Raw genomic sequence first — 22,126 nt, 5'->3', positions numbered from 1 at the left:
CAAGGAGTATGGCAACCACATGTCCCGTACCGCACCGTGGTGGCGCAGCGCCGTCGTTTATCAGGTCTACATCCGGAGTTTCGCCGATGGGAACGGCGACGGGGTCGGTGACATCGCCGGCATCCGGTCCCGACTGCCGTATCTGAAGTCCCTTGCGATCGACGCGATATGGATCAACCCCTGGTACAAGTCGCCGATGGCCGACCACGGTTATGACGTAGCGGACTTCCGCGACATCGAGCCGATCTTCGGCACCGTGGCCGAGGCCGAGGCGCTCATCGACGAGGCCCATCGGCACGGCATCCGCGTCATCCCCGACATCGTCCCCAACCACACCTCCGACCAGCACGCGTGGTTCCGCGCCGCCCTGGCAGCGGGGCCCGGCAGCCCGGAGCGGGAGCGCTATATCTTCCGTCCCGGCCGCGGTCCCGACGGCGCCGTGCCACCCAACGACTGGCAGTCCTGCTTCGGCGGCCCCGCGTGGACCCGGCTGCCCGACGGGCAGTGGTATCTGCACCTGTTCGCTCCCGAGCAGCCGGACCTCAACTGGGACCATCCGGACGTACGGGCGGAGTTCGAGTCCATTCTGCGGTTCTGGTTCAGCCGTGGGGTCGACGGGTTCCGTATCGATGTGGCGCACGGTCTGGTCAAGCACCCCGAGCTGCCCGACCTGCCGCCCCGCCCGGACCCGGCCGCCCCGGCGCCCGTGGAGCGGGTGGATCATCCGCACTGGGACCGCGATGAGGTGCACGAGATCTACCGCGCCTGGCGGCGGGTGGCCGATGAGTTCCCCGGTGACCGGGCGTTTGTCGCCGAGGCCTGGGCGGACAGCCCCGAGCGGCTGGCCGCCTACGTACGGCAGGACGGCCTGCACACGGCGTTCAACTTCGACTTCCTGATGGCCAGCTGGGACGCCGGCCGGCTGCGTCAGGTCATCGACAGCACGCTCGAGATGCTGGGCGCGGTGAACGCACCGGCCACCTGGGTGCTCTCCAACCACGACGTCGTACGCCACGTCAGCCGCTTCGGCCGCACGGCGACGACGAGGTGGGTGGCCAATGAGCCGTACCGGCTCGAGGGCTCTTTCGACCTCGAGCTCGGTACGCGACGGGCCCGCGCGGCCGCCCTGCTCATGCTCTCCCTCCCCGGCGGTGCCTACATCTATCAGGGCGAGGAGCTCGGACTGCCGGAAGTCGAGGACCTGCCCGAGGACGTGCTCCAGGACCCCATCTGGGAGCGCTCCGGGCACACCGAGCGCGGACGTGACGGGTGCCGCGTGCCGATCCCCTGGTCCGGGCAGACGGCGCCCTTCGGGTTCAGCCCCGAGGGCACCACCGCCGAGCCCTGGCTGCCGCAGCCCGCCGACTGGAAGGACCACAGCGTCGAGGCGCAGACCGCCGACGAGACCTCCATGCTCGAGTTCTACCGCCGGGCCCTGCACCTCCGCCGCGAGCACCCCGCTCTCGGCGACGGCTCCCTGACCTGGCTCGACGCGCCCGCCGGCGTGCTGGCGTTCACCCGCGAGCCCGGCTTCGCCTGCGTCGTCAACCTGTCCGCCGATGCGTACCGACTGCCGCGGCACCAGGAGGTGCTGCTGGTGAGCGGACCGCTCGACGACGGATACCTTGCTCCGGACGCGGCGGTCTGGCTCGCGCTGTAACCGCGCCCGGCGCTGCCTCCCCGTCCGCCTCTTCTTCGGGGGCGGGCGGGAAAGGGCTCGCCGGCCGCGAGACGGCCGTGTTCGACTGAGCAGCGCAGAAACAAGCCACTTGAGGAGGACCCGCTGTGGAGTACCGCACCCTGGGGCGGAGCGGTTGCAGTGTGTCGACGTTCGCGCTCGGCACCATGACGTTCGGCGCCGAGACCGATGAGCCGACCGCGCACACCCAGCTCGACCGCTTTGTGGAGGCCGGCGGCACCCTGGTCGACACCGCCGACGTCTACACGGCGGGTGCGTCCGAGGAGATCGTCGGGCGGTGGCTCGCCGACCGCCCGGCCGAGGTACGCGACCAGGTCGTGCTCGCGACCAAGGGCCGGTTCCCCATGGGTGACGGCCCGAACGACGTCGGCCTGTCCCGGCGCCACCTCGCCCGCGCGCTGGACGCCTCGCTGCGCAGGCTCGGCGTCGATGCGGTCGATCTCTACCAGGTCCACTCCTGGGATCCCCTGACGCCGGTCGAGGAGACGCTGCGGTTCCTCGACGATGCCGTACGCGCGGGGAAGATCCACTATGTCGGGCTGTCGAACTTCACCGGGTGGCAGATCCAGAAGACCGTCGATGTCGCCGACTTGCGGGGGCTGAGCCGGCCGGTGACCCTGCAGCCGCAGTACAGCCTGGTGTCCCGGGAGATCGAGTGGGAGATCATGCCGGTGTGTGTCTCCGAAGGTCTGGGCCTGCTGCCGTGGAGCCCGCTCGGCGGCGGATGGCTGACCGGAAAGTACCGGCGTGACCAGCGGCCCGTCGGGGCGACCCGGCTGGGTGAGAACGCCGAGCGGGGCACCGAGGCATACGACCGGCGCGGCGGTGTCGAGCGCACCTGGGCCATCGTGGAGGAGGTGCGTTCGGTGGCCGAGGAACGCGGTGTGCCGATGGCACAGATCGCCCTGGCCTGGGTGGTCGACCGCCCGGCCGTGAGCTCGGTGATTCTCGGTGCGCGGACCGTGGAGCAGCTCGAGGACAACTTGGCCGCGGCCGGCCTCCACCTGTCAGGAGAGGAGCTGGCCCGGCTGGACAAGGTCAGCGACCCGGGTGCGGCGGACTACCCGTACGGCGCCCATGGCCTGGAGCAGCGCAGCCGGACGATATCGGGCGGCAGTTGAGCTCAGGATCTGCCGTCGCGCTTGCGCCGCTTGGAGATCACGGAAGCGATCACCACGGCGGCGATGATGAGCAGCCACACGGTGGGACCGACCCAGCCGCCGCCGAAGTAGAGCACATGGAACAGGCCGGGCGGCCGGCGGATGCCCAGCTGGGACAGTGTGGCCTCAGGCCAGGCCCCGGCGGGTGACCACGCTGCTGAAGCGACCTGCTGCGAAAACTGCGTGACGCTCACACCTCCATGGTGCGCGCATACGGGCGGAAAAGCGGCCGACGGTGGCGCCGTCGGCCGCTTTCCGCGCGCCGACGCAGGCCCTGACCACGGCCGGCCCGGCGGGATCACCGGCCCCAGCGGCCTGCTGGTGGAGGCCGGGAAGCGCATCGGCACGGCCCTGGACGAGTCGCGTACGGCGCAGGAGCTTGTCGCGGTGGCTGTTCCGCGCTTCGCCGACGCCGCCGTCATCGATCTGCTGGAGCCCGTCGGTGCCGAGGAGCCCGACGCCCCGGCCGGGGACGCGGCCGGCCGGCAGCGCCTGGTGCGGGTGGCCGGGCACGCCGTCCCGGAGAGCGCCGGGGCCGATGTGATCGGGCCGCCCCCGGGGCCGGGTGACCCCGTCGACTACCCCGACACCTCGCCCGAGGCCCGCAGTCTGGTCGCGGGCGTCCCGCTCCTGGAGCACGGGCCGGGCGCGGCGGGCCCGGATGCCACCTCAGGCTCGGGCGGTATCCACTCGCGCCTGGCCGTACCGCTGCGCGCCGGGGGCGAGACCCTGGGGCTGATCACGTTCCTACGGGATCTGAACCCCGATCCGTTCGACTCCGACGAGGTTTCGCTCGCGGAGGAACTGGGCGCGCGCACCGCCATCTGCATCGACAACGCCCGCCGCTACAGCCGTGAGCACACCGCGGCCCTGACCCTGCAGCGCAGCCTGCTGCCGCGGAGCCTGCCGCAGCAGACGGCCGTCGACGTCGGCTACCGCTACCTGCCCGCCGACACCCAGGCCGGCGTCGGCGGCGACTGGTTCGACCTCATCCCGCTGTCCGGAGCCCGGGTAGGGCTCGTCGTCGGGGACGTGGTCGGCCACGGTCTGCGCGCCGCGGCCACCATGGGCCGGCTGCGTACGACCGTGCGCGCCCTGGCCCGGCTGGACCTCGCCCCCGACGAGCTGCTGTCGCGCATGGACGACGTGATCGGGCAGGGCGCCATGAAGCGGACGGCCGTCCAGGACGAGGGGGGCCCAGCGCCAGAGGAACCCGAGGACGACGAGGCCGTGGGCGTGACCTGCCTGTACGCCGTGTACGACCCGGTCTCCGGCCACTGCACCTTCGCGCGTGCGGGTCATCTGCTCCCCGCGGTCGTCGACCCCCGCACCGGTGCCGTCAGCCACCCCGACCTGCCGCCGGGGCCACCCCTGGGGCTGGGCGGCCTGCCCTTCGAGAGCGCGGAGTTCGCCCTCCCCGAGGGCAGCCTCATCGCCATGTTCACCAACGGCCTGGTCCAGGCCCCCGACGGCGACATGGAGCACGGGCTGGCCCGGCTCCGCGAGATCCTCTCCCGGCCCAGCTCCCCTCTGGACGAGCTGTGCGACCAGGCGGTGGCGTCGATGCCGAGCGGGCCCGTGCACGACGATGCGGCGCTGCTCCTCGCCCGTACGCGCACGCTCGGCAGGGATCAGGTGACCGTGTGGGAATTCCCCGCCGACCCGGCCATCGTCGCCCACGCCCGGGAGGAGGCTGTTCGGCAACTGAGCGCGTGGGGCCTGGACGAGCTGGCCTTCACCACCGAACTGGTCGTCAGCGAGCTGGTCACCAACGCCATCCGCTACGCCGACGGCCCGATCCAGGTGCGGCTCATCCGGGACCGGACGCTGATCTGCGAGGTCTCGGACACCGGGCACACCTCGCCGCACCTGCGCCGTGCCGAAACCGACGACGAGGGCGGGCGCGGGCTGTTCCTCATCGCGCAGCTGACCCAGCTGTGGGGGACGCGCTACACCGCCTCCGGCAAGACCATCTGGGCCGAACAGAGCCTCTCGAACGAAGACGCCCCGCTGCAGCATGCCGTCTGAGACCGAGTGGGCGGTCGCGTCCGCGTACTCAACGTAAGGCCCCGGGGCCGGAGCACATGTGTCCGGCCCCGGGGGCGTATGTGTACAGCGCTCAGTCGTCGTCAGTGGAGTCGTCGGTGGAGTCGTCGGTGGCAGCGGTGGTGTTGCCGCTGAAGACGTTGCCGCCGGCGGCTCGGCTGCTCTGGTCCCAGGACAGGTCGTACGGGCGGTTCTCCGCAACCACGTTGTCGGTGATGCGGTTGTTGACCGGGACGGCGCCGCCCAGCGCCTTGGTGCTGAACAGCGCGATGCCGCCCGACGCGATCGACGGCCCGCTGGGCTGGTTGAGGCGGACGTCGTTGTGGTGCACGTACACGTCGTGGACACCGGCCAGCGCGATCCCGACACCGGAGGCCGCCGGGGCCCTCTTGCCGCCCGGGCACGCCCTTGTGTTGCGCTCCACCGTGTTGTGATGGACCTTCAGCGCTCCGGCGGCCACCGCCCCGCGGCCGCTGTTGAGCAGGAGCATGCCGATGCAGTTGCCGGTCGCGGTGTTCCTCTTGGCGGTGACGACCGTTGAGTCGCGCAGGGCGATGCCGTAGGAGTTGCCGGACGACATGTTGTCGTCCACCAGTGCCGACGCCTTGCGGGAGTCGCCGATGTAGATGCCGGCTTCCCTGGAGCCCGAGACGACGTTGTGGGCCAGCCGCGTCTTCTTGCCGGCGACGGAGGCGATGCCGTAATGGCGGTTCTTGACCGCCCGCACCCACTCGACCACCAGGTTCCTGGTGTCGACGCCGAGCACTCCGCTGCCGCGGAAGCCGCTGATCTGGAAGCCCTGCACCGTGACATTCTTGATGGGCTTGACGGCGCGGGCCCGCACGGACGGCGCACGGTTCGCGATGCAGAAGCCGGCCGTGCCCGCGCAGGCGTCCTTGCGGGCCTTCTTCGGGGGAGTCAGGACCGTGCCGCTCTGGTGCATCCCCGAACCGACGATGGTCAGGGACTTTGTGACGCGGACGTTCTCACGGTAGTGGCCGGGGCGTACGACGATGGTGTCGCCGGGACGGGCACGGTTGACCGCGTCCTGGATCGGTGTGCCCTTGCCGGGGGATACGAAAAGCACGTCACCGCGAGGAACCTCGACGGCTTCGGCCACGCCGATGCTGCTGAGCAACGGCGCGGCGGCAAGCGTGCAAGCCATGGCAATGCGGGTGGGTCTACCCACCATGTCGGCCTCCTGAGAGACAGAGGGGGATGGCCTATTGGCCGTCCTTCACCTATCTCTGGGCGCCGCCGCTCAAAAGCATCGGCCGGTAATTCATTCGCGCGGCTCACACCGAGTGCGGCCGAACGGCCCAATGCGGGCCCTCAGATGGGCGTCCGCAGGCGGATGACGGTGATGGCCGCGTGCCGCGTGGCCGACTCCGCCACCTCGACGGTCAGTTCGGGCGGGACCGGGGTGTACGGGGTGCCGTCCGCGGTGGTCTCCGTCGCGTCGCCCCCGGCCGCCGGCAGCTCGGCCAGTGCCCGGGCCAGCTGGGCGCGGACCGCCGGCGCCAGCGGTCCGGAGACCACGGTTACGTCGTCGCCCGGGAGGACCAGCACCAGCGCCTTCGGCCGGGCCGGGGTACCGGTCACGCCGACGACCACCGCCTCGCGCGTATCGGAATGGCGCAACTTCTGCCAGTCCCGGCGCCCTGCCCGGTACGGCAGATCCAGCCGCTTCATCACCAGGCCCTCGACGCCGATCTCCCGCAGGCTCTCGTACCAGGTCTCCGCAAGCTCCGGATCGGTGGTCATCGGCACCGGCTGCAGCGGCGGGCCCAGCGGCTGGAGCAGGTCGACCAGCTGGGCGCGCCGCTGCTCGTACGGCAGATGCCGCAGATCCGAGGTGCCGGTGGCGAGCAGATCGAATGCCGCGTAGGAGGCGGGCAGTTCGCGAGCCAGTGCGGCGGCCCGGGAGCGCCGGGCCATCGCCCGCTTCTGTACGGCCGCGAAGTCCGTACGCCCGCCGGTCCAGACGACGACCTCGCCGTCCACGACCGTGCCGAGCGGCAGTGCTTCGGCCGCGGCGGCCAGGTCGGGGAAGGCGTCGGTGACCAGGCGTTTGGAGCGGGCCTGCAGCAGCACGCCGTCCTCCGTGCGGAAGATGACCAGCCGGTGGCCGTCGAACTTCGGCTCGTAGGCGAGCGCGCCGCGCGCCAGCCTGCTCACCGGGCGGGCGAGGGCCACCGCGACGGGCGGGCGGAGCGGGACGGAGGGCGTACGGGCTGAGGTCATCGGCGGGTGCCGGGGACCGGCTGGGCGGTGGCGCCGGTGACGAGCGGTTCGAGGAGTTCGCCGTGCTGCCGCAGGCGGTCGGCGATGTCACCGGCGAGGAAGGAGAGTTGGTCCGGACCGCCGCATGCGGCGATTTCGTCCCAGGTCACGGGGGCGGAGACGGTCGGCTCAGGCATGGCCCGCAGGGTGTACGGGGCCGCGGTGGTCTTGGCGGCGGTGTTCTGGCTCCAGTCGACGAACACCTTGCCCGGGCGCAGCGACCGTTTCATCTGGTGCACGACGAGGTCCGGGACGGCGCGCTCCGCTTCGACGGCGAGGCGTCTGGCGTAGGTGGTGACCTGCTCCGACGGGCAGGGCTCGATGGGGACCAGCAAGTGGAGGCCCTTGGAGCCGCTGGTCTTGGCGTGGACATCGAAGCCGTCGTCCTGGAGCCGGTCGCGCAGCCACTGCGCGACGGCGCAGCATTCGACGATGGTGGCCGGCGGTCCGGGGTCGAGGTCGAAGACAAGCCGGTCGGCCTGGCCGGGGGCGTGCGCCTTCCACTGCGGGGTGTGGAACTCGGTGACCAGGTTTGCCGCCCACATCAGCGACGGCACGTCCTGGACCAGCACATGCCGGCCGGTCTCGCCCGCGCCCGAGCGGGGCACCACCGCCGTCTTCACCCAATCGGGCGCACCGGGTGGCACGTTCTTGGCGAAGAAGCGCTCGCCCTCCACGCCGTCGGGATAACGGAGGAAGGAGAGCGGGCGGTCGCGGAGGTGGGGGAGGATGGCGTCGGCGATGGTGGCGTAGTAGTGCAGCACCTCGGCCTTGGTGAACCCGTTCGGATAGAGCACCTTGTCGAGGTTGCTCAGCGGCAGGCGCCGTCCCTCCACCACCGTCATCTGCGACATACCATGAGAATCCCATGAAAGGGATAAATCATGCGTTCTATTTGGAAAGGGTCAATTTCCTTCGGCTTGGTCAACATTCCCATCAAGGTTTATGGGGCGACGGAGAACCACTCGATCTCTTTCCGTCAGGTGCATATCGCCGACGGCGGCCGGATCCGGTACCGCAAGGTGTGCGAGCTCGAGGACAAGGAAATCCCCAATGAGGAGATCACCAAGGGGTACGAGACGGCCGACGGCACCGTCGTACCGCTGACCGACGAGGACCTTGCCTCGCTGCCGCTGCCCACCGCCAAGACCGTGGAGATCCTGGCCTTCGTCCCCGGTGACACCGTTGACCCGCTCCAGCTGGACCGCTCCTACTACCTGGCCGCCGACGGACCGGCGGCCGCGAAGCCGTATGTGCTGTTGCGCGAGGCGCTCAACCGCAGCCAGAAGGTCGCCATCGCCAAGGTGGCGCTCCGCGGCCGCGAGACGCTGGCCATGGTCCGGGTGATCGGGGACGCGCTCGCGATGCACACCATGCTGTGGCCCGACGAGATCCGGCCCGCCGTAGGGGTGGCGCCCGAGGCCAACGTGACCCTACGGGACGCGGAGCTCAACCTCGCCTACACCCTCATGGACACGCTGGGGGAGCTCGAGGAGGAGGATCTGCGCGACGAGTACCGGGAAGCCGTCGAGGAACTGGTCGCCGCGAAACTGCAAGGCATCGAGCCGGCCGAACTGGGGGCGCGGCCGGAGGGCGGAGGTCAGGTCATCGATCTGATGGCGGCCCTGGAGAACAGCGTCCGCGCTGCTCAGGAGGGCAGGGTGGGGGCTGCCTCCGGCGGCAAGGGGGCGGAGGTCCAGCAGCTGGAGCCGGCTGAGCGCGCGAAGGGGAAGACGACCGCCAAGAAGGCCCCGGCCAAGAAGGCGGCAGCCAAGAAGGCGACCGCCGCGTCGGGTGCGCGCAAGACGGCAGCCACGCCCAAGGAGACCGGCGGGAAGAAGAGCACCTCGGCCGCCGCGAAGAAGACGACGGCCAAGAAGACCGCGGCGAAGAAGACAGCGAAGAAGACCGCCTCGCGCAAGCCCCGTTCGGCTTGACGGAGGTGGCGGCCGTGCATGCCATGCATGAGCTGCGTGCGGAGTACGCGGCGCGGCCCGCGGGCGCGGAGGGCGGCAGAAGGGCTCGCCGGCGGGCCGGCCTCGGGCCGGTCAAGGTGTGGCACATGGTCCGTGGCATCAACGGATCCTTCGGTGCCACGGCCATGTGCGGGCGTGAGCTCCATCCGCGGGCCGCCACCTTGCCGGAGGAGGCATGGGGGACGACCCGGGAGCCCATGTGCCACACCTGCGGTGCCCTGTACCTGCGGGAAGTGCCCTGAGGCCTGCGGCCCGCCACGTGCTTCATCCCGGCGCTTCGTACCGGGGATTTTCCCGCCCATCCGGCCCTTTGCGGGGCGGGTGGGCGGGAAGAGGCACACGCTCCGCAGGCGCGTGCGGTCAGCCTGCGGCCGCTGCGTGCGGGCAGGGCCCGGGGCCCTCCGTCGGCCATTGGCGCGCCGCGCCTTCACTGCACGCGTGGACCGCGGCCCAGCGCCTCCTCTTCCTCTTGCTCTTCCTGCTCCGGCAGACGGACGTCGTCCACGGCGATGTTGACCTCGACGACCTCCAGGCCCGTCATCCGCTCCACCGCCGCGATCACGTTCTCGCGTACAGCGGAAGCCACCTCCATGATCGGCACCCCGTAGTCCACCACGAGGTCCAGATCCACCGCGGCCTGGCGCTCACCGACCTCCACCGACACGCCCCGGGCCACGTCCGGCCGTCGCCCGCCGGGGACCCGCTCGCGCACCGCGCCCAGGGTGCGGGCCAGGCCCGTACCCATCGTGTGCACCCCCTCGACCTCACGGGCGGCCATCCCGGCGATCTTCGCGACCACGGTGTCGGCGATGGAGGTCCTGCCGCGCGTGGCGGCCGGTTCCTGCGGGCCCGTGCCGCCGGAGCGCACCGTGGTGATGCCGGGGCGGGCCTGGATTCCCGCGGTCTTGGATGTCGCCGTGGCGGGGGGTGTTCTGGTCGTCATGGCCGTCTCCTTGCTCGCTCCCCGAGTCCGGATGTCCGGCTTCTCCGGGTTTCCCGGCGCGCGCGTTCCGATGCCTGGTTCCGTACGGCACCTCTGCCGTACCCATCACCAGGGGGTCCGGGGCTCAGCCCACAGGCTCGGGCCCGGCCGCCGGCGGACGCCGGAGTGCGTACGCCGCGACCGCGCCGGCCGCGAACAGCGCGAGCACCGACACCGCCGTGCCCAGCCACGTCGCACCGAGCCACTGCCCGCCGAAATAGCCCAGGCTGACGCTGTATCCGGCCCAGGTCAGCCCCGCCAGCGCCGACCAGGGCAGGAATTCGGCGGCCCGGCGGTGCATGGCCCCGGCGCCGAGGCTGACCACCGAGCGCCCCGCGGGCGCGAAGCGCGCGATGAGGACGAGCATGCCGCCGCCCTTCAGCAAGGCGGCGCCAAGCCGCTCCTGAGCGGTCCTCAGCCGCCGGGAGCGGGCGATGGCGCGGACGATCCGGTCGCCGCCGCGCCAGGCCAGCCGGTACGCGGCCAGGTCGCCGAGGCACGAGGCCGTGGCGGCGCACAGCAGCAGCGCGAGGATGTGCGGAGCATCCGGGTGACCGGCCGTCGCTCCGACGGCGTCCGCCGCGGTGCGCGTCCCGGCCGCGGCGGTGGCGGCGGCGATCACCAGCACCCCGCTGGGCAGCACGGGAAAGAAGACGTCCAGGAGCACGGAGAGACACACGATCACGTAGATCCACGGGGTGTCGGTCAGCGACTCCAGACTGCCCAGCAACGTCTCTCCCGGTCCGGTCACGCCGCGGGGCGTCGCTGGCAGCGGCAGGGGCGGCAGGTACAGCCACACAGGGTACGCCGGAGCGAAGGGGACAGATCGGCAGGGGGCCGGTGTTCTACGCATCGCGCTCACCGGATGCGGCGGCCCACGCCTTGGGCGCGCGCACCCGCTCCGTCTCAGGCGCGGGTGGGCGGGAGACCGGCGGCGGGCCGTCAGGCGGTGCTGCGCTCGCTCTCCGGCTGCGCCCCGGCCGGCTGCGCCGTGCGCCGGCCGCCGAACAGCCCGTCCAGGGCCCAGGCACCCGGACCGATGAAGACGAGCAGCAGGAACGCCCAGGAGTACATGGCCGAGGCCTCACCGCCGTTCTCCAGCGGCCACAGCCCCTCGCCCTGGTGGGCCGAGAAGTAGGCGTACGCCATCGCGCCCGAGTTGATCAGCGCGGCGAACCGGGTGCCGAGGCCGAGGATCACCAGGGTGCCGCCGACGAGCTCTATGACGGCGGCGTACCAGATGGGCCAGTCACCCGTGGGGACGGCCTTCCCGGTGCCCATCAAGCCGCCGAGCACGCCGAAGAGCGAGGCGGCGCCGTGGCAGGTGAAGAACATGAAACAGCAGCCCGCACAGCTGCCCCGGCGACGGCGTCCGTCCGACAGCGTCACGGAGTTGACGCCCCGACGCGCACCGGCTGGTCGGGGGGTGCGCCGGGGCAGCGACCCGGCATCGGGGCCAGGGTGGCGCCCCATCATGCCGCCCCCCTCGAAACCAGCCGGACAACGAATCGGACGATCCGCCTTCACCGCGCCGGAATTCGCGAAGGTTGGTCCGGATCAGCCCGGTTGGCGACACGCCGGCAGATCGTCGAGTCCGGTGTCGAGGACGCACTCCAGCCGCGCCCGCCCGTCCGGGTCCCGGCGGGCCCGGTCCAGCCGCAGACTCGCCCCGCGCCCGCGCAGCGTCAGCGTCATCAGCTGATTGCCGAACCATGGCCCGCCGCGCCGGCGCCAGCTGATCGCGGGCCGTCCCACCCGGCCGTGCCGGGCCAGCGCCCGCCCCACCCACCGGCCCGCCCGGCTCCACCCGAACCAGAAGCCGAGCTTGATCGACGCGGGGACGCTGTTGTGTACGGGCGAGCAGGTCAGCTGCAGCACCCGCGCCTGCGACCGGACGGCCGGCTCTGCGGCGGACGGCGGCGGCAACTTCGGCTCGGCGACGTAGCAGTGGTGCACATCGCCGGACAGCACACAGACCGAGGCCGGGCCGTCCGGCCCCCGCGCCGCCCGGGCGATCAGGTCGCCCAGCCGGTCGAAGGAGGCCGGGAAGGCCGCCCAGTGCTCCAGATCGGCCAGCTGGCGCAGGCGCTCTCCGAGCCGCGCCCAGCGCGGGCCGCGCGCCCCCGCGCACAGCGCAGCGTTCCACCGCTCCACGTCATGGATGGCGGGCGGCAGCAGCCACGGCAGCGAGCTGCCGATGAGCAGGTGGTCGAACGCCCCGGGCCGGTCCAGCATCTGCTCCCGCAGCCACGCCCACTGGCCCTCGTGCAGCATCGAGCGCCGCTGCTCCGCCAGCACCCGGGCCGCGCGGGTGTCGACCATCACCAGCCGCACCCGGCCGATGTCGCGCCGGTAGCTCCAGCGCACATGCTCCGGGTCGGCGTCGGCGAGGGCCGCGAACTCCCGCAGCAGCTCCGTACCGTCCCCGGCGGCCCGCACCTTGGCGAACAGCGGGTCGGCGGCCAGCTCGGTGGGGGAGAGGTTGCCCAGGTGCTGGTAGACCCAGTACGACATCAGCCCGCCGAGCACGCGCTCCTGCCACCACGGCGTGGCCCGCATCTGCCGCTGCCAGGCCTCGCTGGTGTTCCAGTCGTCGACCAGATCGTGGTCGTCGAAGATCATGCAGCTGGGGATGGTGGACAGCAGCCAGCGCACATCCGGGGCGAGCCAGGACTCGTAGTACAGATGGGTGTATTCCTCGTAGTCCGCGACCTGGCTGCCGGGCGGCTCGGCCACGTCCCGACGGCCGGCGAGCCACTCCTTGGTCGCGGCCGAGGTTTCGTCGGCGTACACCTGATCGCCCAGCAGCAGGAGCAGATCGGGGCGGGGGCTGTCCGGATCGGCTGCCAGGCGCGCGGCGAGCGTGTCCAGGGCATCGGGGCCGACGGGGTCGTGCGAGGCGGTGGAGGGGGCGGCAGCCCAGCGGCACGAGCCGAAGGCGACCCGCAGCACATCGTCACCGCCGGTCAGGGTGCGGATGGTGCTGGGCGGGCGGCCGCCGTCCGGCAGCGGCCAGACCTCGCGGCCGTCGAGCAGTACGCGGTACGGGGTCGCGACGCCGGGGCGCAGCCCCTCGACCGTGACGAGCGCGTAGTGGTGACCGGCGACGCTCCAGGTGCGCGCGGCGCCGCCGGCGCCGTCCTCGCACCGGACCTCGGCCTCGCAGGGCCGGTCCGCCTCGACCCATACGGTCGCGCTGTCGCCGTCCACGAACCGCAGCAGCGGTCCCAGGACCAGTTCGGTCATTGCCCAGACCGCCTTCCTCCGTCGCCCCGTAGCGTACGGAACGACGGAGGTGGCGCAACGGTTCCGGTGCTCAGCAGCCGGAGAGGGTGTTGCTCAGCGCGGTCTTCTCGGCGGAGTCGACGGACAGGTTGTAGTAGTACTTCACCCAGACCCACATCCGCACGTACATGCAGTGGTACGAGGAGCGCGGCGGCATCCACTCGGACGGATCCTGGTCACCCTTGGACTGGTTCACGTTGTCGGTGACGGCGATCAGCTGGGAGCGGGTCAGGTCGTTGGCGAAGTTCTGCCGGCTGGCGGTCGTCCAGCTGTTGGCGCCGGACCGCCATGCCTCGGCGAGCGGGACGACGTGGTCGATGTCGACGTCGGCGGCCGCGGTCCAGGTGGCGCCGTCGTACGGCGAGTACCAACTGCCGCTGACAGCCGCACAGCTGGAGTCCTGGACGACGTTGGTGCCGTCGCGCTTGAGGACGACCTCGCGGGTGTTGCAGGTGCCGTACTGGGTGATCCAGTGGGGGAACAGGTCACGGCTGTAGCCGGTGAGGGACCCCTCCGCCTTGACCGTGAGGGCGGCGAGGTACGTACGGGCCGTGCTGGCGCTCGGCGGGGTGGGCGGGGCTGCCTGCGCGGTCGGCGCGCCCAGCAGCATGGTTCCGATGAGGGCGAAGAGCCCGGCGAGCACGCCTATTTGACGCGCGTAGACGCGGGGCCGGGGAGAGGTGTTGCACGTACGGAACATACGAACTCCCTCTGGGTGTGTATGTGGGGGTGGATAACCGGCTGGAGCCTGGTCATCGTCGCGGCGCCAGGTTGCTGTGGGGTGGGCGCCAGGTAACAGGGTGACGACATGGGCACGTCACCTCAAGAGTTCTGACACACAAGGGACCTGACACACCGCCATGCACATGCGCCGCCATGCGCCGGTATCCGTACCGACTCTCGCGGAGCCACCGCGGCGAGGGCGCCGACCATAGGGTGACCGGGTGCCAGCTGCCGCCTCGTCCTCCGCCCCTCCGCAGCTCGCGGCCGACACCCTGCTGCCGGTCAACCCCACGCTCGGCGCCGTCCTGCTCGCGCTTCTCGTCACGGCGGCCGGGGTCGCCGCCCTGGCCCACCTCACCGACCGCGACGGCCGCGGCTACACCCGCGGCATCGTCATCGCCGGGCTGCGCGCCGCCGCCCAGCTGGCCGCCGTCTCATACCTCATCGGCTGGGTCGTACGCGCGGTGCCCCTCCTGCTCGCCTTCCTGGCCCTGATGTACGCCGTCGCCGTACGCACCGCCGGGCGCCGGATCACCCGCAACCGCACCTGGTGGTGGGCGACGGTCCCCATCGGCGCCGGAGTGCTGCCGGTGGTCGCCGTGCTGCTGCTGACCGGGCTCGTGCCGCTCAAGGGCGTCGCGATCATCCCGATCACCGGGATCCTCATCGGCGGCGCGCTCACCGCGACCGTGCTCGGCGGCCGACGCTCCCTCGACGAGCTGCGCGCCCGGCACGGTGAGGTCGAGGCGGGCATGGCACTGGGGCTGCTCGACCGCGACGCCCGCTTGGAGATCGCCCGGCCGGCCGCCTCCGACGCCCTCCTCCCGGGGCTGGACCAGACCAGGACCGTCGGGCTGGTCACACTGCCGGGAGCGTTCGTCGGCATGCTCCTCGGCGGGGCATCGCCCGTCCTCGCGGGGGCGGTGCAGCTGTTTGTGCTGGTCGCGCTCATGGCGGTGCAGGCGGTGGCGGTGGCGCTGGTGCTGGAGCTGGTCGCCCGCGGCCTGCTGCACCGCGAGGGCGACGGCTGAGCATCCCGTACCCTGGGGTGAGCAGAAGGGGAGTAGCTCTTCGCCGGACCGTCGACATACTGCCCACCCGGTTACGGGTGAGCCGGCGCCCGGAGGCAGACCGATGGCCGTCTGCCAGCGAGACCTTCGGCCGCAGTGTCCAGACGCTGCCGTGCCGAAGCGACCCCTGATCCGCTTGGTCTCTCGGTTCGGTGGCCCCGACCGATTGAGGAACCCGCAGCAGTGATCACCCTCAGCGTCACCGCGCTCGTCTTCGGTGTTGTCTTCCTGGCCGAGCTGCCCGACAAGACCGCGCTGGCCGGGCTCATGCTCGGCACCCGTTACCGCGCCTCGTATGTCTTCGCCGGCGTCGCGGCCGCCTTCGCCGTGCATGTCACGCTCGCGGTCGCGGCGGGCAGCGTGCTCACCCTGTTGCCGCACCGTCTGGTGCAGGCCTTGGTCGGCGTGCTGTTCCTCGCGGGCGCGGCCATGCTCATGCTGAAGGAGGACGACGGCGAGGAAGAGGTCCGCAAGCCCGCCGACCAGAGCTTCTGGAAGGTGTCGGGCGCGGGATTCATGCTGATCCTGGTCGCCGAGTTCGGCGATCTCACGCAGATCATGACGGCGAACCTCGCCGCCCGCTTCGGCGACCCGCTCTCGGTGGGTCTGGGTGCGGTGCTGGCGCTGTGGGCCGTGGCCGGCATCGGCGTCCTGGGCGGCCGCACGCTGATGAAGTACGTACCGCTGCGGCTGGTCACCAGGGCGGCGGCGCTGCTGATGCTGGCGCTGGGTGGGTTCAGCTTGTTCGAGGCGGTTGTGCCGTAACCGTTGGGGCTGCGGGGCGCGGCCCCTCACATTTCTGCCGGCCAGTGGGCTCCCGGTGGGGCAGCCGCTCCTCAGCCAGCTGTGAAGTGGAGGGTGAGGCTGCCGTCGGCGGCCTCGACTTGTACCTGCTCCAGGTCGCGCACATGCACCGTCGGGCTGTGCGCGGCGGCCCGCGGACCGACGCCCACGACGCGCATCCCGGCCGCGCGAGCGGCGGCGATCCCGGCCTGCGAGTCCTCGAAGACGACGCACTGCTCCGGGGGGAAGCCCAGTTCGGCCGCGCCCTTCAGAAAGCCCTCGGGGTCCGGCTTGCTCGCACCCACGCACTCGGCCGTGATCAGCAGCTGCGGCAACGGCAGCCCGGCGGCGCCCATACGGGCTCGCATGAGCGGCTCGTTGGCGGAGGTGACGATGGCGTGCGGCAGCCCGGCGAGTGCCGCCATGAACGCCGGTGCGCCCGGCACCGGTACGACGCCCTCGGTGTCGGAGGCCTCGCGCTCGAGCATGCGCCGGTTGTCCGCGTGGTTCAGCTCCATCGGGCGGTCGGGGAGGAGCAGTGCCATGGTGGCGTGCCCCTGTCGGCCGTGCGCGACCCGCATGACCTCGTCCGCGTCGAACCCGTGCTCGTCGGCCCACAGCCGCCACCAGCGCTCGACGGCGGCGTCGGAGTTCACGAGCGTGCCGTCCATGTCGAGCAGCAGAGCGCTGGCGGTGAGCGTGGCGGTGGCCGTCATGGCTGAGACTCCAGGCGCGGATGAGGGCATTCATGGGGCATTCAGGGGGCAAGCGGCCCCGCCCGCTGGTCAGGGAAAGCGGGCGGTGCCACTTTGTTCATTCACCATACAAAGCCTCCCCGTGTCACGCCAGGGGGCCCATAGCACCGGTGCCTGAGCGGCGCAGGGTGCCGCAGAGCCGCCTCAGGGCTCGTCTGTGCGGTACTCCAGGTCGCGGCGGGTGTGCTTGCCGTAGACGCCGGCGCGGTCTCCGCGAATGCCGTGCGCGTACTGGTAGGACGTCACCGCGTCCCGGACCTCGGCGTCGTACTGGCCGTCCGCGGGGCCACCGTACAAGCCGGTCTGCGCCAGGCGCTGCTGCAGCTCGGTGACCTCGGCACCGCTCATGCCCTCATGCAGCACCGGACCGAACTTGCCGCCGTCCTGAACGGTGACGGACCCAGTGACCGCTGCGGTCGTCGGGGCAGTCGGCCCGCTGGATTCCCTGGGGGCTGCTTTCGCCGCTGCGGATCGGCTCGCGGTCGCCGATGCGCTCTCGCCTGGCTGCGTGGTCGCCGCCCGCGTGGAGGGCGAGGGACCGGCCGTCCCGCCCCCCGTCGGCAGCACGGCTATCGGGGTGCTCATCCGTACCTTCGGCAGCGCGCTGTCGTTCTTCTCCTCGTCGCCAAGCAGCCCCAGACCCAGCAGTCCCGCACCGAGCGCGACCACCGCCACGGCCGCACCCGCGATTGCGGCCACGGGACGTCGCCGCCGCTCCCGTACGGGCGGCTCGCCGTGCGAGCCCGGGAGCGGCGCCGCCACGACGGTCTCGTCCTCGTCCCGCCGCTCCACGGCGGCGTGCGATTCCGAGGCCAGCGCGGGAAGCGGCCCGGGGTGCGGATACACCCCGCGGTGCTGAGCCCGCTTTGGGGGTGACCCTGGCGGGTCAGGCTGGAGCGGGGACGCCGCCGGCGTAGCCGGGTGAGGCGTGGGCGCACCTGGCTGGGCCGGGATCGGCGGCAGTGGAGCCGTCTGAGACGAGGACTCATCTGGTACGGCCGACGAGGCTGGGGTCGGCTGGGACGGGATCGGTTCCGCCGGGATCGGTTCCGGGATCGGTTCCGGTGAGAGCGGCTCGGCCGTCCACCACGACGCGCTCCCCGCGACCACATCCTCGGGTATCGCGATATACGGGCGCATCCGCACCGGATCGAAATGCTCCGGCCCGGCGACCGCTGCGCATGCGCAACCTGGTCTGCCGTCCGCGTCCCCACCCTTGCCGCACTCCGGGCAGCGCTGTGCCGTCACTGTGGCTCCCCTCCTCGATTGGCAGCGATTATGCACGCCTCCAGGTACGGCTCTGCCGCCCCGACGTCTCGACATTCCCGGCACCTTCGAACCCGCCGAGAGGCCATACCGCGCCAAACCGCCCAGGATGGTGTATGTACAGCTGCCGGACCCGAGGAGTTGTCCATGGCTCAGGACGCGCAGGACGCAGGCGCACCGGGAGCCGGCACCGCGATCCCCGCTCCCGTCGAGGGCCGTTCGAGGCGCACCGATTTCATCGCGATCGGCGCCCTGCTGCTGGGCCTGCTGCTGGCCGCCCTCGACCAGACCATCGTCGCCACCGCCCTCCCCACGATCGCCAGCGAGCTCGGCGGCCTGGATCACCTGTCCTGGGTGGTCACTGCCTACCTGCTCGCCTCGACCGCGGCGACACCCCTGTGGGGCAAGCTCGGTGACCAGTACGGCCGCAAGAAGCTCTTCCAGGCCGCGATCGCCATCTTCCTGATCGGCTCCGCGCTGTGCGGCATCGCCCAGAGCATGCCCCAGCTCATCGGCTTCCGCGCGCTCCAGGGCCTGGGCGGCGGCGGACTGATCGTGCTGAGCATAAGTATGGTCGGCGACATCGTTCCGCCGCGCGAACGCGGCCGCTACCAGGGCCTGTTCGGTGCGGTGTTCGGCGGCAGCGCCGTACTCGGCCCACTGCTCGGCGGCCTGTTCACCGAACACCTCACCTGGCGCTGGGTCTTCTACATCAATCTGCCCATCGGCCTGGTCGCCCTGGCCGTCATCGCCGCGGTTCTGCACATCCCGGTCCGCGCGACCCGGCACACCATCGACTACCTCGGCACCGTCCTGATCGCATCCGTCGCGACCTGCCTGGTGCTGATGACCTCGCTCGGCGGTACGACCTGGGGCTGGGGCTCGTGGCAGAGCATCGGCCTCGGCGTTCTGGCCGCCGTGCTGCTCGTCGCATTCGTGGCCGTCGAGCGCCGAGCCGCCGAGCCCGTCCTGCCGCTGAAACTGTTCCGGAGCCAGACGTTCGCCCTCTGCTCGGTCATCGGCTTCATCGTCGGCTTCGCGATGTTCGGCGCCTTGACGTACCTGCCGACCTTCCTCCAGGTCGTCCAGGGCGTCTCGCCGACCATGTCCGGAGTGCACATGCTGCCGCTGGTCGCGGGCATGCTGGTCTCCTCGACCCTCTCCGGTCAGCTCGTCAGCCGTACGGGGCGCTGGAAGGTCTTCCCGATCGCCGGCACCGGCGTCACCGTCGTCGGCCTGCTCCTTCTGCACCACCTGCGGGCGTCCACCAGCACCACGGAGACAAGCGTCTACTTCGCCGTCTTCGGCTTCGGGCTCGGCCTGGTCATGCAGGTGCTGGTGATCATCGTGCAGAACGCCGTGCGTTACGAGGACCTGGGCGTCGCCACCTCCGGGGCGACGTTCTTCCGCTCCATCGGGGCGTCCTTCGGCGTCGCCATCTTCGGCACCATCTTCGCCGGGCAGCTCGGCGACAACCTCGCCGCCCAGCTGGCCGGACAGAAGTTGCCGCCCGGCCTGAGCGTGGACGCCCTGAAGTCCGACCCGCGCACCATCGGCGCGCTGCCGGCTGCTCTGAAGCCCAGAGCTCTGGACGCGTATGCGGCCTCGATCACCGACGTCTTCCTCTATGCGGCGCCGCTCACCATCGTCGCCTTCGTCCTCGCCTGGTTCCTTCGGGAGCAGCCGCTGCGTGGCTCCGTCACCACGCCCGACATGACCGAGACGCTGGCCACCAACCCCGTCGAGCGTTCCTCGCACGACGAGGTGTGCCGGGCCCTGTCCATCCTCGGCAGCCGCGAGGGCCGCCGCGAGATCTACCGGGAGATCACGGAGCGCGCGGGGTACGACCTCAAACCCGCCGCCAGCTGGCTGCTGCTGCGCATCCACCGCCACGGCTCCGTGGAACCGGCGCTGCTCGCCGAGCGCAGCACCATACCGCTGTCGGTCATCACGGCGGCGGCCCGGCAGATAGAGGAGCGGGGTCTGGCCGTACGGGAGGGGCTGCCGCTGGTCCTCACCGACAAGGGGCGGGAGGTCGCGGAGAAGCTGGCGGCGGCGCGGGAGGAGTCCCTGGCGGAGCTGCTGGGCGACTGGTGGGGGCCGGACCGGCCCACGGATCTCATCGAGCTGGTGCGGGAGCTCAACGCCGAGATGTCCGGCTCCGACGCCGAGACACCGCGAAACGGCGACTTGAAGGTGCTTCCCGGACCCCACCGGCCGGACCACTACTGAACGGTGACGGCTCAGCCCTTCGGGGCTGCCTGCTGCACTACCTCGAAGGACCATAGCGTTGAGTCGGACGCGGCGGGCTTCTGCTTAGGCGCGCCCTCGCCGCCGCCTTGGTGAGCCGCCTTCATGGGGCCCTCCATCCACGCCTGGAAGTCCTCTTCGCTGCGCCAGCGTGTGTAAACGAGGTACTTGTCAGTTCCCTCGATTGGCCGCAGCAACTCAAACCACTCGAAGCCGTCGGAGCTCTCTACGACGCCGGCCCGTGCCGCGAAGCGCTTCTCCAGCACCTCGCGCTGCTCGGCTGGGACGGTCAGCAGGTTGATCTTCACGATGCTCATGCCGCCCATCTTGCCCCATGGCTGCCGACCGCCCGGCGAAGCGTCTCGCGGCATCGCTCCTCCCGCCTTCTCGGCAGTTGGCGGTGCGTTGTCTGCCGAAAGGGGCTCATCTCGCGAGGGGGTGGCCTGTCTGGGTGAACGGCGGTGCGCCTCCTGATTTTTGCGGTGCTCATGACGGCCACTCGGCCAACTGCCCAGTGGCAGAGGGGGACACCACACGTGCTGACCGGACAAGCGCGGCGCACGGCGCGTCCGTTTCGGGGTCTGGCGCGCCCCGGCGTGAATTACGGGCCCGCAGTGGTCGTGTTCATACCGATTCCGAATGCCCTCATAACGTACTTTTTGGTGCGTCGTGCCCCTCGCCTCGAGCGCCTCACGTGTCGTGGCGCGCTCGGTTCGTTTCGTCCTACCTCCAGGAGGTTTCATGTCAAGTCGCCTGAGGCGATCGATTGCTGTCGCGCTTCTCAGCGCGGCGCCGCTCGCCGTCGCACTACCCTGCGCTGCGGCGCAGGCAGCCGACACGCCGAGCGACGCCGGGCTCAACTGCACGCTGAGCAATGCGACGGCCACCAATGACATGTTCAGCAACACGACCGTCGCTGCGGCCGTGATCTGCAACTCGACCGGGTTCGCGCTCGTCAGCCCCCAAGTCGACGGCGTGACTGTGGCTCAGGCTCCGTCCCTCTTCATCGCCGGCTTCCAGCAAGCCGTCAAGCTGAAGCTTCCCGATGGCCTCTCCGAGGGAACCAACGTATGCGTCCGCCTTGAGGACCAGAAGTCCTGCACAGACGTGACGGCGGAGTCCGCGGTGGCGGCGCAGCAGCAGTCGAGCATGACTGCCCAGCAGCAGGCGAGCCTGGCCGCGCAGCAGCAGGCGGACCTGGCGGCGCAGCAGCAGTCGAGCCAGGCCGTGCAGCTGCCGAGCATGACTGCCCAGCAGCAGGCGGACCTGGCGGCGCAGCCGCAGGCCAGCCAGGCCGTACAGCTGCCGAGCATGACTGCCCAGCAGCAGGCGAGCCAGGCTGCTTCGCAGCAGTCCAGCCTGACCGCGCAGCAGCAGTCGAACCTGGCGGCGCAGCAGCAGTCGAGCCTGACCGCGCAGCAGCAGTCGAACCTGGCGGCGCAGCAGCAGTCGAGCCTGACCGCGCAGCAGCAGTCGAACCTGGCGGCGCAGCAGCAGGCAAGCCTGGCGGCGCAGCAGCAGGCGAATCTGGCGGCGCAGCAGCAGGCGAGCCAGGCTGCTTCGCAGCAGGCGAATCTGGCCGCGCAGCAGTCCGTACAGGCTCCGCAACTGCCCATCTTCACGACGCAGCAGCAGCCGAACCAGGCTGCACAGCTGCCTAGCTTCAACGTGCGGCAGGAAGCCTCGGACCTGACGGCTCGGCAGGAGCTAAGCCTGACGGGGCAGCAGCAGTCGGACGTGACGGCACAGCAGTCGGCCCAGGCTTCGCAGCTGCCGAGCTTCAATGCGCAGCAGGAGTCGAGCCAGGCTGCCTCGCAGCAGGCGAGCCTGACCCCGCAGCGTGAGTCG

The 22,126-nt window shown here is 71.2% G+C and carries 21 protein-coding genes; 9 read left to right on the top strand and 12 right to left on the bottom strand.

Annotation, left to right across the window (positions count from 1 at the left end; translation table 11 throughout):
• Positions 1-19 precede the first annotated feature (19 nt).
• Complete coding sequence (locus tag ACY34J_RS26405; protein WP_462729132.1) at positions 20-1,660, top strand: glycoside hydrolase family 13 protein; 1,641 nt, start codon at positions 20-22, stop codon at positions 1,658-1,660.
• 125 nt (positions 1,661-1,785) lie between these two features.
• Entirely contained in the window at positions 1,786-2,820 is a 1,035-nt protein-coding gene (locus ACY34J_RS26400; RefSeq protein WP_462729131.1) for an aldo/keto reductase, read from the top strand.
• Positions 2,821-2,822: 2 nt separating this feature from the next.
• Here ACY34J_RS26400 and ACY34J_RS26395 read toward each other — a convergent pair whose 3' ends face one another.
• Positions 2,823-3,053 (bottom strand): hypothetical protein, encoded by a 231-nt coding sequence (locus ACY34J_RS26395; protein WP_462729130.1) that lies wholly within the window; start codon positions 3,051-3,053, stop codon positions 2,823-2,825.
• Between ACY34J_RS26395 and ACY34J_RS26390 the strand changes: the two genes are divergently transcribed.
• Entirely contained in the window at positions 3,043-4,887 is a 1,845-nt protein-coding gene (locus tag ACY34J_RS26390) for an ATP-binding SpoIIE family protein phosphatase (RefSeq protein WP_462729129.1), read from the top strand. The genes ACY34J_RS26395 and ACY34J_RS26390 overlap by 11 nt on opposite strands.
• A 91-nt stretch (positions 4,888-4,978) precedes the next feature.
• Here the strand turns inward: ACY34J_RS26390 and ACY34J_RS26385 are convergent, their stop codons facing one another.
• The 3 genes from ACY34J_RS26385 to ligD form a co-directional block, all read right to left on the bottom strand.
• Positions 4,979-6,097, bottom strand: coding sequence for a right-handed parallel beta-helix repeat-containing protein (locus ACY34J_RS26385; protein ID WP_462729128.1), 1,119 nt, complete (start codon positions 6,095-6,097; stop codon positions 4,979-4,981).
• A gap of 140 nt (positions 6,098-6,237) precedes the next feature.
• Positions 6,238-7,149, bottom strand: a complete 912-nt coding sequence (locus ACY34J_RS26380) for an ATP-dependent DNA ligase (protein WP_462729127.1) — start codon at positions 7,147-7,149, stop codon at positions 6,238-6,240.
• A complete protein-coding gene (gene ligD / locus ACY34J_RS26375; RefSeq protein ID WP_462729126.1) occupies positions 7,146-8,042 on the bottom strand; it encodes a non-homologous end-joining DNA ligase in 897 nt (298 codons plus the stop codon). Before ligD ends, ACY34J_RS26380 begins: the two co-directional genes overlap by 4 nt.
• Before the next feature lie 30 nt (positions 8,043-8,072).
• Between ligD and ku the strand changes: the two genes are divergently transcribed.
• Both ku and ACY34J_RS26365 read left to right on the top strand, forming a co-directional pair.
• Positions 8,073-9,125 (top strand): non-homologous end joining protein Ku, encoded by a 1,053-nt coding sequence (gene ku, locus ACY34J_RS26370; protein ID WP_462729125.1) that lies wholly within the window; start codon positions 8,073-8,075, stop codon positions 9,123-9,125.
• 23 nt (positions 9,126-9,148) lie between these two features.
• Positions 9,149-9,406 carry a hypothetical protein gene (locus ACY34J_RS26365; protein WP_462729140.1) on the top strand — a complete coding sequence of 86 codons (258 nt, stop codon included), beginning with the start codon at positions 9,149-9,151 and terminating at the stop codon, positions 9,404-9,406.
• Between the two features lie 185 nt (positions 9,407-9,591).
• On the opposite strand, the gene ACY34J_RS26360 is transcribed toward ACY34J_RS26365, so the two are convergent.
• The 5 genes from ACY34J_RS26360 to ACY34J_RS26340 all read right to left on the bottom strand — a co-directional run bounded on the left by ACY34J_RS26360 (position 9,592) and on the right by ACY34J_RS26340 (position 14,131).
• On the bottom strand, positions 9,592-10,107 hold the full coding sequence (locus tag ACY34J_RS26360; protein WP_462729124.1) for an Asp23/Gls24 family envelope stress response protein: 516 nt from the start codon (positions 10,105-10,107) through the stop codon (positions 9,592-9,594).
• A 124-nt stretch (positions 10,108-10,231) separates the two neighbouring features.
• A complete protein-coding gene (locus ACY34J_RS26355; RefSeq protein WP_462729139.1) occupies positions 10,232-10,876 on the bottom strand; it encodes a DedA family protein in 645 nt (214 codons plus the stop codon).
• 212 nt (positions 10,877-11,088) lie between these two features.
• Positions 11,089-11,481 carry a DoxX family protein gene (locus tag ACY34J_RS26350; protein ID WP_462729123.1) on the bottom strand — a complete coding sequence of 131 codons (393 nt, stop codon included), beginning with the start codon at positions 11,479-11,481 and terminating at the stop codon, positions 11,089-11,091.
• Between the two features lie 222 nt (positions 11,482-11,703).
• Entirely contained in the window at positions 11,704-13,392 is a 1,689-nt protein-coding gene (locus ACY34J_RS26345; RefSeq protein ID WP_462729122.1) for an alkaline phosphatase D family protein, read from the bottom strand.
• A gap of 70 nt (positions 13,393-13,462) precedes the next feature.
• Positions 13,463-14,131, bottom strand: coding sequence for an HNH endonuclease family protein (locus ACY34J_RS26340; protein ID WP_462729121.1), 669 nt, complete (start codon positions 14,129-14,131; stop codon positions 13,463-13,465).
• A 244-nt stretch (positions 14,132-14,375) separates the two neighbouring features.
• Here ACY34J_RS26340 and ACY34J_RS26335 point away from each other — a divergent pair, with 244 nt between their 5' ends.
• Positions 14,376-15,185, top strand: coding sequence for an ABC transporter permease (locus ACY34J_RS26335; protein ID WP_462729120.1), 810 nt, complete (start codon positions 14,376-14,378; stop codon positions 15,183-15,185).
• A 222-nt stretch (positions 15,186-15,407) separates the two neighbouring features.
• Positions 15,408-15,989 (top strand): TMEM165/GDT1 family protein, encoded by a 582-nt coding sequence (locus tag ACY34J_RS26330; RefSeq protein ID WP_462729119.1) that lies wholly within the window; start codon positions 15,408-15,410, stop codon positions 15,987-15,989.
• A 71-nt stretch (positions 15,990-16,060) separates the two neighbouring features.
• On the opposite strand, the gene ACY34J_RS26325 is transcribed toward ACY34J_RS26330, so the two are convergent.
• A complete protein-coding gene (locus tag ACY34J_RS26325; RefSeq protein WP_462729118.1) occupies positions 16,061-16,723 on the bottom strand; it encodes an HAD-IA family hydrolase in 663 nt (220 codons plus the stop codon).
• A 183-nt stretch (positions 16,724-16,906) separates the two neighbouring features.
• Positions 16,907-17,608 (bottom strand): peptidoglycan-binding domain-containing protein, encoded by a 702-nt coding sequence (locus ACY34J_RS26320; RefSeq protein ID WP_462729117.1) that lies wholly within the window; start codon positions 17,606-17,608, stop codon positions 16,907-16,909.
• 567 nt (positions 17,609-18,175) lie between these two features.
• Here ACY34J_RS26320 and ACY34J_RS26315 point away from each other — a divergent pair.
• Positions 18,176-20,260 carry an MFS transporter gene (locus ACY34J_RS26315; RefSeq protein WP_462729116.1) on the top strand — a complete coding sequence of 695 codons (2,085 nt, stop codon included), beginning with the start codon at positions 18,176-18,178 and terminating at the stop codon, positions 20,258-20,260.
• A gap of 11 nt (positions 20,261-20,271) precedes the next feature.
• Here ACY34J_RS26315 and ACY34J_RS26310 read toward each other — a convergent pair whose 3' ends face one another.
• Positions 20,272-20,595 (bottom strand): antibiotic biosynthesis monooxygenase family protein, encoded by a 324-nt coding sequence (locus tag ACY34J_RS26310; RefSeq protein WP_462729115.1) that lies wholly within the window; start codon positions 20,593-20,595, stop codon positions 20,272-20,274.
• A 424-nt stretch (positions 20,596-21,019) separates the two neighbouring features.
• Here ACY34J_RS26310 and ACY34J_RS26305 point away from each other — a divergent pair.
• A partial coding sequence (locus tag ACY34J_RS26305) for a hypothetical protein (RefSeq protein ID WP_462761980.1) occupies positions 21,020-22,126 on the top strand: 1,107 nt, incomplete at its 3' end.

It is taken from the genome of Streptomyces sp. HSS9-12, assembly GCF_054963655.1.
The sequence above is the reverse complement of the archived record's forward strand: the minus strand, read 5'-3'. Positions and strand labels throughout refer to the sequence as shown.